General features: G+C 58.8%; 10 protein-coding genes and 1 other RNA gene. 7 read left to right on the forward strand and 4 right to left on the reverse strand.

The genetic code is table 11. From position 1 onward, the window contains the following. Positions 1-145: 145 nt before the first annotated feature. Positions 146-1,819 (forward strand): DNA repair protein RecN, encoded by a 1,674-nt coding sequence (recN, locus tag FJD34_RS23990; protein ID WP_065942931.1) that lies wholly within the window; start codon positions 146-148, stop codon positions 1,817-1,819. A gap of 95 nt (positions 1,820-1,914) precedes the next feature. On the opposite strand, the gene fur is transcribed toward recN, so the two are convergent. Beyond that, the gene (gene fur, locus FJD34_RS23995; RefSeq protein WP_003194220.1) at positions 1,915-2,319 is read right to left on the reverse strand and encodes a ferric iron uptake transcriptional regulator; all 405 of its coding nucleotides are present in this window, start codon (positions 2,317-2,319) and stop codon (positions 1,915-1,917) included. A 98-nt stretch (positions 2,320-2,417) separates the two neighbouring features. On the opposite strand from fur, the gene FJD34_RS24000 reads away from it, so the two are divergent. Further along, entirely contained in the window at positions 2,418-2,945 is a 528-nt protein-coding gene (locus FJD34_RS24000; protein ID WP_032862893.1) for an outer membrane protein assembly factor BamE, read from the forward strand. 61 nt (positions 2,946-3,006) lie between these two features. On the opposite strand, the gene FJD34_RS24005 is transcribed toward FJD34_RS24000, so the two are convergent. Further along, complete coding sequence (locus FJD34_RS24005) at positions 3,007-3,321, reverse strand: RnfH family protein (RefSeq protein ID WP_032862892.1); 315 nt, start codon at positions 3,319-3,321, stop codon at positions 3,007-3,009. Then, positions 3,314-3,748: a type II toxin-antitoxin system RatA family toxin gene (locus FJD34_RS24010; protein ID WP_032862891.1), complete on the reverse strand. Its 435-nt coding sequence runs from the start codon at positions 3,746-3,748 to the stop codon at positions 3,314-3,316. Before FJD34_RS24010 ends, FJD34_RS24005 begins: the two co-directional genes overlap by 8 nt. Positions 3,749-3,916: 168 nt before the next feature. Here FJD34_RS24010 and smpB point away from each other — a divergent pair, with 168 nt between their 5' ends. Next, entirely contained in the window at positions 3,917-4,399 is a 483-nt protein-coding gene (gene smpB / locus FJD34_RS24015; protein WP_029299012.1) for an SsrA-binding protein SmpB, read from the forward strand. 65 nt (positions 4,400-4,464) lie between these two features. On the opposite strand, the gene FJD34_RS24020 is transcribed toward smpB, so the two are convergent. Then, complete coding sequence (locus FJD34_RS24020; RefSeq protein WP_032862889.1) at positions 4,465-5,232, reverse strand: FCD domain-containing protein; 768 nt, start codon at positions 5,230-5,232, stop codon at positions 4,465-4,467. Between the two features lie 260 nt (positions 5,233-5,492). Between FJD34_RS24020 and FJD34_RS24025 the strand changes: the two genes are divergently transcribed. The 4 genes from FJD34_RS24025 (at position 5,493) to FJD34_RS24040 (ending at position 12,084) form a co-directional block, all read left to right on the forward strand. Continuing rightward, on the forward strand, positions 5,493-7,187 hold the full coding sequence (locus FJD34_RS24025; RefSeq protein WP_090292960.1) for a lactate permease LctP family transporter: 1,695 nt from the start codon (positions 5,493-5,495) through the stop codon (positions 7,185-7,187). 126 nt (positions 7,188-7,313) lie between these two features. Continuing rightward, entirely contained in the window at positions 7,314-10,124 is a 2,811-nt protein-coding gene (locus FJD34_RS24030; protein ID WP_090292958.1) for an FAD-binding and (Fe-S)-binding domain-containing protein, read from the forward strand. Between the two features lie 113 nt (positions 10,125-10,237). Next, positions 10,238-10,631, forward strand: a transfer-messenger RNA (tmRNA) gene (gene ssrA, locus FJD34_RS24035). Positions 10,632-10,818: 187 nt separating this feature from the next. After that, positions 10,819-12,084 carry an integrase domain-containing protein gene (locus tag FJD34_RS24040; RefSeq protein ID WP_090292956.1) on the forward strand — a complete coding sequence of 422 codons (1,266 nt, stop codon included), beginning with the start codon at positions 10,819-10,821 and terminating at the stop codon, positions 12,082-12,084. Positions 12,085-12,229: the final 145 nt, after the last annotated feature.

The raw sequence follows: 12,229 nt of genomic DNA on the forward strand, positions 1-12,229 counted from the left end.
ACATGTCCCGACTCATACTTTCCACTCATTCCTCATCGCACTAAAAAAAACTACTACCCAAGCAAATTGAGCTAAGCCGCAGGATTGTCAGCCCAGAACAAAACACTGTATAAATAACCAGACCTAAAGCCTGGGAGCAGCCGTCATGCTGGTTCACCTGTCCGTACATAACTACGCCATCGTCGAGCATCTGGATCTTGAACTGGATCGCGGGATGAGCGTAATCACAGGCGAAACCGGCGCCGGCAAGTCGATCATGCTCGACGCACTGGGCCTGACCCTGGGCGACCGCGCCGACAGTGGCGTGGTTCGCCCCGGCGCAGACAAGGCCGACATCCTGGCAACCTTTGATCTGGCCGACATCCCGGAGGCCAGCGCCTGGCTCGCCGAACGCGACCTTGACAACGATGGCCCGTGCATCCTGCGCCGGGTAATTACCGCCGAAGGCCGCTCCCGCGGCTACATCAATGGCACGCCCTGCCCACTCGGTGATTTGAAAGCCCTTGGCGAACTGCTGATCGACATCCATAGCCAACACGAACACCAGTCCTTGCTCAAAACCGACACCCATCGGCGACTGCTGGACGAATACGCCGGCGCGACCGACCTGGCGCGCCAGGTACAACTGGCCGCACAACGCTGGCGCCAGACCCGCCAGGAGCTGGAACGGCTGTCCAATTCCGGAGACGAACAACGTGCCCGCCACCAGCTTCTCAGCTATCAGTTGGAAGAGCTGGAAAGCCTGGGCCTGGGCGAAACCGAGCTGGAACAGCTGGAGCAGGAGCACAAGAACCTGACCAATGCCGAGACACTGCTGGGCATTTGCCGCCAGGTTGTCGAGCAATGCAGCGAAAGTGACTCCGGCAATGTGCTGAATGCACTGACAGCAAGCCTTAACCGCCTGTCGAGCGTGAACAGCGGCTCTGGATCATTGAATGAAGCCACCACCCTGCTGACCAGCGCACAAATCCAGGTAGAAGAAGCCGTTGGCGAGCTGAACCGCTTCCTCGACCACTTCGATGCCGACCCGGCACGCCTGCAAGAGATCGAAGAACGCCTCGACACTATTTATACCCTGGCACGCAAACACCGTATCCAGCCGACCGAAGTCGCAGCCATGCAGCAAAAACTGCTGGACGAGATCGAAACCCTGAATGCCAATGATGAATCCATCGAGCGCCTGGGCGATGAACTGGCCTCCTTCGCCCGCCACTACCAGGAAAAGGCCCGGGAGTTGAGCGACCTGCGACATCATGCGGCAACCGGACTGGCCTGCGCCGTGGAACAGGAAATCCAACGCCTGGGCATGCCCGGCGGGCGCTTCACCATCGAGTTGCACACCAATAGCGGCAATGAACTGCAGCCCAACGGCCTGGAGCAGGTCGAACTACTGGTGAGCGCCAACCCTGGTCAACCCCTCAAGGCACTGGCCAAGGTGGCGTCCGGCGGCGAACTGTCACGGATCAGCCTGGCGATTCAGGTCATTACCGCCCAGACCTCACGCGTACCAACATTGGTATTCGACGAAGTGGACGTGGGGATCGGCGGGCCGACTGCAGAAATTGTCGGCCAATTGCTGCGCCGCCTCGGCGAGCGTGGGCAAGTCTTGACGGTTACCCACTTGCCACAGGTGGCAGCCCAGGGGCATCAGCATCTATTCGTGCATAAGGTGCGGGGCAGCGATGCGACGCATACCGCCGTGTCCAAGCTGAACAAGACCGAGCGGGTGGAAGAAGTCGCGCGCATGCTCGGCGGCATCGATCTGACCAAGGAGTCCCTGGCTCATGCGAAAAAGATGGTGGTAACGGCAAAGGTTTGATCCCGTTCTTTCCGGGATTTTCTGGCGACAGACAGCACGAAGGCGACCCTAGGGTCGCCTTCGATCGTTTCGCAGAGTGAATCTGCGTAGCTTTCTTACTTTTTCTTACGTATGTACAGAACCAGATTATGGTCCACCAAATCGAATCCGTGCTCCTCAGCAATCTTGTGCTGCAGCGCTTCGATTTCGGGACTGGTGAACTCGATAACCTCATTGGTATCCAGGTCAACCATGTGGTCGTGATGACCACCGTCAGCCAGTTCAAAAACTGCATGACCGCCGTCGAAATTATGACGAACCACCAGCCCTGCGGCTTCAAACTGGGTCAGTACACGGTAAACCGTGGCCAGGCCGACGTCCTCGTTAGACTCCATCAGCGCCTTGTAGACATCCTCGGCACTCATGTGGCGCTGCTCGGCGGAATCGAGCATTTGTAGAATCTTGACTCGTGGCAGAGTCACTTTAAGACCGGCTTTGCGTAGTTCGCTATTTTCAACCATGGTTAGCTTTCTCGCGGATGCTGCTTCGCAGCTTCTCTTAATACGGGTATGATCGGCGTTTACGTTGTCCCAGCCAAGATAGTGGAAGTCGCCCACCGATGCAAAACACCAAGCTCTTGCTAACCAGTTTCACCCTTGTGGGACTGCTCGCACTCGCCGGTTGTTCATTCCCCGGGGTTTACAAAATCGACATCCAGCAGGGCAATGTCGTCACGCAGGACATGATAGACCAGTTACGTCCGGGAATGACCCGACGGCAAGTACGGTTTATCATGGGCAATCCCCTGCTGACCGACACATTCCATGCCGATCGCTGGGATTATCTCTATAGCCTGCAGCCTGGGGGCGGGGAGCGCCAACAGGAGCGCGTCAGTGTCATCTTTAATGGCAACGACCAGCTCGTCAGCCTTTCCGGTGACTTCATGCCTGGCGTGAGCCGCGATGAAGCCCTGCTAGGCAAGGATAACGGCACCAACGTCACTGCTCCTGTGCAGAACGGCGAGAAGCCCAAGTCCGAAGTGCCGGCCAAGCCAGGTTCTTTGCTGGATACGATCCAGAAAGACATCGACAGCGTGGAAACCGTTCCGGTGCCAACACCAGAGCCGCTGGATACTGGCCCGCAATAATTTTCATTGTTCAACAAAAAGCCCGGCATGCCGGGCTTTTTGTTGCCTGCTATTTCACAGGTCACGGATTTTGCCGCCGAGCCTCGGCCGCTTTTGCCGCTCGCAAGCGCCTCACCTCTTTGGGATCCGCCAGCAAAGGGCGATAAATTTCAATGCGATCGCCGACCTGCACGCTGCGGGTTTGCGCATCCGCCACGACCTTGCCGAAAATCCCCAAAGGGCAATTAGCCACATCCACCTCAGGAAACTGTGCCGCAATGCCTGAGGCCAACACCGCCGCCCGCAGGCTCGTACCCGGCGCAACGGCCAGGTTCAACAGCCGTTGGCGGTCTACAGCGGCGTAGACCACTTCAATCTCGATCAGCGGCTCAGCCATGCAGTTGCTTGGCTCGCTGGCAAAACGCATCCACCAGGGTATTCGCCGCCTGGTTGAACAGTGGGCCCAACGTTGCCCGCACTATGGAGCCTGCATAATCAAACGTCAGGTCCAGGCTGATCTTGCACGCCTTCTCCCCCAATGGCTTGAATACCCAGACACCGTGCAGTTGAGTGAATGGCCCTTCTTCCAGATTCATCTCGATGGACCGGCCAGGAACCAGCACATTGCTGGTCACAAATTTTTGGCCAAGCCCGCCCTTGGACACTTCCAGACTCGCACGCATATGCTCATCGCTGCTCTCCAGCACCGTGGACGAGGAGCACCAGGGCAGGAAATCCGGGTAGCTCGCCACGTCGTTGACCAGGTCATAGAGCGCTTGTGCCGGGTAAGGCAACAGGGCCGAGCGTTGAATATGCGTCGTCATGGGAGCGTTATTTCCGAAGCTGAGCGGCAAACATCGCGAAAAGACTGCCCGATTCGCGAGAGAAAAAAATCAGAGAACAGCCTGTATTGTCCGGGATTCATCCAACACGCTCAAGCACGCAGGTTGACCGTAGCCGACACGCTCGCAACTCCCTATAATGCCGCCCCTATGGCTAAACAAAAGAAACACCCAACAGGGACCATCGCGCAGAACAAAAAGGCGCGACACGATTACTTCATCGAACATCGGTTCGAGGCTGGTCTGGTCCTGGCCGGCTGGGAAGTAAAAAGTCTGCGCGCCAGCAAGTTGCAACTGGTCGACAGTTACGTGCTGCTCAAGGATGGCGAGGCCTGGCTGCTCGGCAGTCATATCACGCCGCTGATGACCGCCAGTACCCACGTGATTGCCGACCCGGTGCGTACGCGCAAGCTGCTGCTCAATGCCCGCGAACTGGAAAAGCTTGCCGCTGCCGTGCAGCAGAAGGGTTATGCCTGCGTTTGCCTGTCGTGGTACTGGAGCAAGCACCTGGTCAAGTGCGAGATCGCACTGGGCAAGGGCAAGAAGGAATACGACAAGCGCGATACCGAGCGCGAGCGCGACTCCAATCGGGAATTGCAGCGTGCCGTACGCAACAAGGGCAAGGAAGACTGATCTTCCCCGCCCCTTGATGCGAGCCCGCGCGGCGTAGGGACGACTCCCTGCGCCGCAATGGCAGGCTACATGCCCTTGCGCCGCTCCGCCCGAGCCATGCGCTGCACTTCCTGACGCACCTCCTCCAACACCTCCTGCACATACAGCAGGTGACGTGTTGAAACTTCCCGTGCCTGTTCCGCCCGCCCTTCAATAATCGCCAGGTATAAATCCCGGTGCTGGTTGATCAGCATGTCGCGGGTTTCGGTGCGTTGCTGGTACATGCCGCCGATATTGGTCACCACGTTGCGCTTGAGCAAATCAAACAAGCCGCGAATGGTGTGCAGCAATACCGCGTTGTGGCTGGCCTCAGCGATAGCCAAGTGAAACCTGGCATCGGCCGCCCCCTCTTCAATGCGACTCACTTCATCATCACGCGTGTAGCAATCCTGCAACGCGTCAAAAGCTGCGGTCAGCCGTTCCCGGTCCACTTCGGTGGCGCGCAAGGCGGCGTAATACGCACAAGAGGCTTCGAGCGTCTGGCGAAACTCCAACAGATCGCGCTGGGCCTCGGGATTGCTTTCCAACAAATGCAGCAATGGATCGCTGAAGGTTGAACCCAGCGTCTCCACCACATAATTGCCGCCGCCCTGACGACTGACCAGCAACCCCTTGGCTGCCAGCTTCTGGATCGCCTCGCGCAGCGACGGGCGCGACACACCGAACTGTTCAGCCAGTGCGCGCTCGGCTGGCAATCGCTCGCCCGACTTCAACGTGCCCTCAAGGATCATCCCCTCAAGCTGCTCGACAATATCGTCGGACAAACGGCGCTGACGCACCTGATCAAACGCCATAACTGACTCTCCACGATCCCGGCCACTCGCCGGGCCCTCTATTCTGGCCTATTGCCGCGCCGGCGGCACCTATCAGAACCCCTTTGATTACACCGATCAGACCCTACGCCCGCCGACACGCGACCAAAGTTTCTCAGGCGGCAAATTGACACATCACCCCGAAGGCTCTTACCCTAGCCATCAGCGATTGTAAATTGGTATTACCAATTACCCAGATCAGCTGAGCATGCATGACCAACAACAATTAGGGGCCACCCCATATGCAAACCTGGCAACAGCTCTACAGCCCACTCGGCAGCCTTGGCCTGTCCGCACTGGCCGCCGTCATTCCTATCGTATTTTTCTTCCTGGCCCTGGCGGTATTTCGCCTTAAAGGCCATGTTGCCGGGAGCATCACCCTGGCGCTGTCGATCCTGGTGGCGATCTTCGCCTTCCAGATGCCGGTCGATATGGCACTCGCCGCTGCCGGCTATGGCTTTGCCTACGGCCTGTGGCCAATCGCCTGGATCATCGTCGCCGCGGTATTCCTCTACAAACTGACGGTCAAAAGTGGCCAGTTCGAAGTGATCCGCAGCTCCGTGCTGTCGATTACCGATGACCAGCGCCTGCAAGTGCTGCTGATCGGCTTCTGCTTCGGCGCGTTCCTGGAAGGTGCCGCCGGTTTCGGCGCACCCGTGGCGATTACTGCCGCGCTGCTGGTAGGACTGGGCTTCAACCCACTGTACGCCGCCGGCCTGTGCTTGATTGCCAACACCGCACCCGTGGCGTTCGGCGCCCTGGGGATCCCGATCATCGTGGCCGGCCAGGTCACCGGTATCGACGCCTTCAAGATCGGCGCCATGACCGGCCGCCAACTGCCGCTGCTGTCGCTGTTCGTGCCGTTCTGGCTGGTGTTCATGATGGACGGCTTGCGCGGCGTCAAGGAAACCTGGCCTGCAGCACTGGTGGCTGGCTTGAGCTTTGCCATCACCCAGTACCTCACCTCCAACTTCATCGGCCCGGAACTGCCGGATATCACCTCGGCCCTGGCCAGCCTGATTTCCCTGACCCTGTTCCTGAAAGTCTGGCAGCCCAAGCGCACTGCGGGTGCCCAGATTGCTGGCGCCACGTCCAGCGTTTCGGTCACCGGCAGCGTCGGCGGTTTCGGCCAACCACGCACTTCCGTGGCTTCGCCTTACAGCCTGATGGAAATTTTCAAAGCCTGGTCGCCGTTCCTGATCCTGACCGTGCTGGTCACCATCTGGACCCTCAAGCCGTTCAAGGCCATGTTCGCCGCCGGCGGGTCGATGTACAGCTGGGTGTTCAACTTTGCGATTCCGCACCTGGACCAGATGGTGGTCAAGGTTGCGCCCATCGTCACCAACCCGACGGCCATCTCGGCGGTGTTCAAGCTGGACCCGATTTCCGCCACGGGCACGGCGATTTTCTTCTCCGCATTGCTCTCCATGCTGGTGCTGAAAATCAACGTCAGAACTGGTCTGACCACTTTGAAAGAGACGTTCTACGAGTTGCGCTGGCCAATCCTGTCCATCGGTATGGTGCTGGCGTTCGCATTCGTCACCAACTACTCCGGCATGTCTTCGACCATGGCGCTGGTATTGGCCGGCACCGGCGCGGCATTCCCGTTCTTCTCGCCGTTCCTTGGTTGGCTGGGCGTGTTCCTCACCGGTTCCGATACCTCGTCCAATGCCCTGTTCAGCTCCCTGCAAGCCACCACCGCGCACCAGATCGGCGTCAGCGATACCCTGCTGGTAGCGGCGAACACCAGTGGCGGCGTGACCGGCAAGATGATTTCCCCGCAATCGATCGCCGTGGCCTGCGCCGCGACCGGCCTGGTGGGCAAGGAATCCGACCTGTTCCGTTTTACCCTCAAGCACAGCCTGTTTTTCGCTACGATTGTCGGCCTGATCACCTACGCCCAGGCGTACTGGTTCACCGGCATGCTGGTGCATTAAGACCACAGGCAATACCGTAAGAACCGACGCCGCAGCCGCCTTGCGGCGTCAGCTATTCACAACCCAGTCTGCTGAGCCGTGGCGCCTAGGCTCCTCAGACTGGGTGCTGCTGATCCTGGAGGCACCATGAGCCTACCCATCGCGTTCCTTGATGCTGTCGCACGACTGATCCCGAAAGATCGGCGCTTCGACGACCCTCTTTCCACCCTGGCCTTCGGTACCGATGCCAGTTTTTACCGACTGATCCCACAACTGGTGATCCGCGTCGAATCGGAAGATGAGGTAGTCGAACTGCTGCAACTGGCGCAACGCGACCGCGTGCCAGTGACCTTTCGCGCAGCCGGTACCAGCCTCTCCGGCCAGGCGATCAGCGATTCAGTGCTGATCGTGCTCGGCGATAACTGGAACGGGCGCGAGATTCGTGGCCAGGGTACGCAGATCCGCCTGCAACCCGGGGTGATTGGGGCCCAGGCCAACGCCTGGCTTGCGCCGTTCGGACGTAAGATCGGTCCGGACCCTGCGTCAATCAACGCCTGCAAAATTGGCGGAATTGTCGCCAACAATGCCAGCGGCATGTGCTGCGGCACCGCGCAAAACACCTATCACACCCTGGCGGGGATTCGCCTGGTACTGGCCGACGGTAGCCGCCTGGATACTGAAGATGCCGCCAGCGTCGCAGCGTTCCGCCAGCAACACGGCGCACTGCTTGAACGTTTGGCCACCCTGGGCCGCGAGACCCGGGCCAATGCTGAACTGGCTGCAAAAATCCGCCACAAATACCGTCTGAAAAACACCACCGGCCTGTCACTCAACGCCCTGGTGGATTTCGACGAGCCGCTGGATATCCTCAGCCACTTGCTCGTGGGTTCCGAAGGCACCCTGGGGTTCATCAGCGCAGTCACCTACGACACGGTGATCGATCACCCGAACAAGGCTTCGGCCCTGATCGTGTTCCCCGATGTGGAAACCTGCTGCAACGCGGTGACGGTGCTGAAAACCCAGCCCGTCTCAGCGGTCGAGCTGCTGGACCGACGCAGTATGCGTTCGGTGCAGGACAAACCCGGCATGCCCGCTTTCGTACAACAGCTATCGGAAGGTGCCTGCGCGCTATTGATCGAATCCCGCGCGGCTTCGTCCTCATTGCTGCATGAGCAACTGGCGCTGATCATGGCATCGCTGGCCAGTTTCCCAGTCGAGAAGCAAGTCGACTTCACCGAAGACCCGGTGGAAAACGCGCGCCTATGGGCGATCCGCAAGGACACTTTCCCCGCCGTCGGCGCCGTACGCAAAACCGGCACCACGGTGATCATCGAAGACGTGACCTTCCCGGTGGAGCAACTGGCCATTGGTGTGAACCGCTTGATCGAGCTGTTCGACAAACATCACTACGACGAAGCCATCCTTTTCGGACACGCCCTGGAAGGTAATCTGCACTTTGTCTTCACCCAAGGCTTCAACAGCGCGCAAGAAGTCACACGCTATCAAGCGTTCATGGATGACGTAGCGCAACTGGTGGCCGTGGAATTCGGCGGTTCGCTGAAGGCCGAGCACGGCACCGGTCGCAATATGGCGCCTTTTGTCGAACTGGAATGGGGCAGCGATGCCTACCAGTTGATGTGGCAGCTCAAGCGCCTGCTCGACCCCAACGGTATTCTCAACCCGGACGTGGTGTTGAGCGAAGACCCGCAAATCCACCTCAAGCACCTCAAGCCGCTGCCGGCGGCCGACGAGATTGTGGATAAGTGCATCGAGTGCGGCTTCTGCGAGCCGGTGTGCCCATCCAAGGGCCTGACCCTGAGCCCGCGCCAGCGCATCGTGATCTGGCGCGATATCCAGGCGCGCAAACGCGCCGGTATCGATACCACTGAACTGGAAGCGGCCTATCACTACCAAGGCATCGACACCTGTGCCGCAACAGGGTTGTGCGCCCAGCGCTGCCCGGTAGGCATCAATACCGGCGACCTGGTGAAAAAACTGCGCAGCCGCGAAGCGAGCAGTACGAAAACCGCCGAGTGGCTGGCCGGCCATTTCTCCACCGCGCTGCAAGGTGCACGCTTTACCCTGCATGTAGCCAACGGCGCCCGCATGCTGCTCGGTGCGCCCCGCCTGGCGAAACTCTCGGCCACGGTAACCCGCCTGTCCAAAGGGCAAATACCGCAGTGGAACAACGCCATGCCCCAGCCGGAAAAAGCCATCCGCTTCAGCCCGGCCGTCAATGACGAGCGCCCCCGAGTGGTCTACCTCGCGGCCTGTGTATCGCGGGCAATGGGCCCGGCTGCTGGGGATAAAGAGCAGATGTCGCTGTACGACAAAACCCGAGGCCTGCTGGAAAAAGCCGGTTATCAGGTCGTCATCCCGGACAATCCCGACAGCCTGTGCTGCGGCCAGCCCTTCGCCTCCAAAGGCTACGCAGAGCAGGCCGAGCACAAACGCCAGGAACTGATCGGCGCCCTGCTCCACGCCAGCCGTGGCGGCCTCGACCCCATCTACTGCGACACCAGCCCATGTACCCTGCGCCTGGTCCAGGACCTTGGGCAAACGCGCCTGGACCTCTACGACCCGGTACGTTTTATCCGCACCCACCTGATGGACCGCCTGGACTTCACCCCCCAGGATGCACCGATTGCAGTACATGTCACCTGCAGCACCCAGCACCTGGGCGAAAGCCAGGCCCTGATCGACCTGGCCCGGCGCTGTAGCAATAACGTGGTAATCCCCGAAGGCATCCACTGTTGTGGGTTTGCCGGCGACAAAGGCTTCACCACCCCGGAACTCAACGCTCACTCACTGCGCTCCCTCAAGGACGCCGTGCAGTACTGCAGCGAAGGCATCTCCACCAGCCGCACCTGTGAAATCGGCCTGACCCAACACGGCGGCATCGATTACCACGGGCTGGTCTACCTGGTGGACCGCGTCACCGAAGCCCGGGCCCACTGACCCGACTCAATCCCACCAACCGCTCAAGGCCAACCTTTCGGGTTGGCCTTCTGTGGCCGTTTGACGTACACTGCACAGGCTTGTCGCTCACGATCACATCGAGCAACAAGCACGGGGCCGTTTAGGATTCGACGCCGGTTGCGAACCTTTAGGTGCATGCCGAGTTGGTAACAGAACTCGTAAATCCACTGTTGCAACTTTCTATAGTTGCCAATGACGAAACCTACGGGGAATACGCTCTCGCTGCGTAAGCAGCCTTAGCCCTTCCCTCCTGGTACCTTCGGGTCCAGCAATCATCAGGGGATGTCTGTAAACCCAAAGTGATTGTCATATAGAACAGAATCGCCGTGCAGTACGTTGTGGACGAAGCGGCTAAAACTTACACAACTCGCCCAAAGCACCCTGCCCTTCGGGTCGCTGAGGGTTAACTTAATAGAAACGGCTACGCATGTAGTACCGACAGCAGAGTACTGGCGGACGGGGGTTCAAATCCCCCCGGCTCCACCACTTCATCATCTAAAGACGTCCACGGACGTCTTTTTTTGTGTCTAAAACCCAGCAAATACAGGGCTTTAGCGGCTATTACGGTCTTTGTAGCTTCTTGGAGTTCCAGAAGTTTTGGTATTCCAAACGGTATTCCAGCCCCTACAGTGCTAATCTTTGGAATACCAAATCAGTGCCTGAGGGAAATCTCATGACTGCTCAAACTCTCCGCCTCTCCGATCGACAGCTCAAGGGAGTCAAACCCGCGTCCAAGGATTACGTCCTCACCGACGGGGACGGTTTGCAACTCCGTGTACGCAGCAACGGCTCTCTGCTGTGGAATTTCAACTACCGTGAACCGGTGACTAAAAACCGAATTAACATGGGCTTGGGTACCTACCCAGAGCTTTCGTTGGCGAACGCCCGAAAGATGGCAGTGCAAGCACGGGAGCTGCTCGCCCAGGGCATCGATCCGAAAGTGCAGCGCGATACGCTAAATGAGGCCAAGCGCGCAGAAACGGAACACACTTTCGAGAACGTAGCCACTGCCTGGTTCGAGCTTAAGAAAGACTCGGTCACGCCGGCCTACGCCGAGGATATTTGGCGATCGCTCACGCTGCATGTGTTCCCCGATTTGAAGACGACACCACTCGCGAAAATCACCGCGCCGATGGTGATCGAGCTGCTTCGTCCAATCGAAGCGAAAGGCAGCCTGGAGACGGTTAAGCGCCTTAGTCAGCGGCTTAACGAGATCATGACCTACGGCGTGAACTCCGGCCTGATCTTCGCCAACCCACTGAGTGGCATCCGGGCGGTATTCAAGAAACCCAAGAAAGAAAACATGGCCGCGCTCCCGCCCGAAGAGCTACCCGAGCTCATGCTGGAACTCGCAAACGCCAGTATCAAACGCACGACCCGCTGCCTTATCGAATGGCAGTTGCATACCATGACTCGCCCTGCTGAAGCGGCGACTACTCGCTGGGCAGACCTCGATTTCGAAAGGCGTGTCTGGACCATTCCTCCGGAGCGGATGAAAAAGCGACGCCCACACAGCATCCCGTTAAGCGATCAAGCCATTGCATTGCTGGAAATACTCAAATCCCATAGTGGTCATCGAGAGTATGTCTTCCCGGCAGACCGAAACCCACGTACTCACGCCAATAGCCAGACAGCCAACATGGCGTTGAAGCGCATGGGCTTTCAGGACCGCTTGGTCAGCCACGGCATGCGCTCAATGGCCAGCACAATCCTGAACGAGCATGGGTGGGATTCGGAACTAATCGAAGTCGCGTTGGCGCATGTCGATAAAGACGAGGTTCGAAGCGCCTACAACCGGGCGGATTATATTGAACGCCGGCGTCCGATGATGGCTTGGTGGAGTGAACATATCCAGAAGGCGGCTACCGGCAGCCTGTCGGCAGCCGCGATCAAACACACCAGAGACCTCAACGTCGTACCGATACGCGGAGTATCCTGAGGCCGGTAGCACCGGCGAAAAACCGTGTAACCGCGTAGTACAGCATGGCGACAGACTTCACGACTATCCCCAAATTTCTCGTACGCCTGCGCTCCTTAGTCAAAGCCCCTGAGTATGGGAAGGCTCCGCATTCCCATACTCAGGG

The organism is Pseudomonas brenneri (assembly GCF_007858285.1).
Lineage (GTDB): Bacteria > Pseudomonadota > Gammaproteobacteria > Pseudomonadales > Pseudomonadaceae > Aquipseudomonas > Aquipseudomonas brenneri.

Coding starts and splice junctions, on each gene's coding strand:
- FJD34_RS24000 (WP_032862893.1), top strand. CDS start 2,418: ATGCAAAACACCAAGCTCTTGCTAACCAGTTTCACCCTTGTGGGACTG.
- fur (WP_003194220.1), bottom strand. CDS start 2,319: ATGGTTGAAAATAGCGAACTACGCAAAGCCGGTCTTAAAGTGACTCTG.
- FJD34_RS24010 (WP_032862891.1), bottom strand. CDS start 3,748: ATGACGACGCATATTCAACGCTCGGCCCTGTTGCCTTACCCGGCACAA.
- FJD34_RS24020 (WP_032862889.1), bottom strand. CDS start 5,232: ATGGCGTTTGATCAGGTGCGTCAGCGCCGTTTGTCCGACGATATTGTC.
- smpB (WP_029299012.1), top strand. CDS start 3,917: ATGGCTAAACAAAAGAAACACCCAACAGGGACCATCGCGCAGAACAAA.
- FJD34_RS24025 (WP_090292960.1), top strand. CDS start 5,493: ATGCAAACCTGGCAACAGCTCTACAGCCCACTCGGCAGCCTTGGCCTG.
- recN (WP_065942931.1), top strand. CDS start 146: ATGCTGGTTCACCTGTCCGTACATAACTACGCCATCGTCGAGCATCTG.
- FJD34_RS24040 (WP_090292956.1), top strand. CDS start 10,819: ATGACTGCTCAAACTCTCCGCCTCTCCGATCGACAGCTCAAGGGAGTC.
- FJD34_RS24005 (WP_032862892.1), bottom strand. CDS start 3,321: ATGGCTGAGCCGCTGATCGAGATTGAAGTGGTCTACGCCGCTGTAGAC.
- FJD34_RS24030 (WP_090292958.1), top strand. CDS start 7,314: ATGAGCCTACCCATCGCGTTCCTTGATGCTGTCGCACGACTGATCCCG.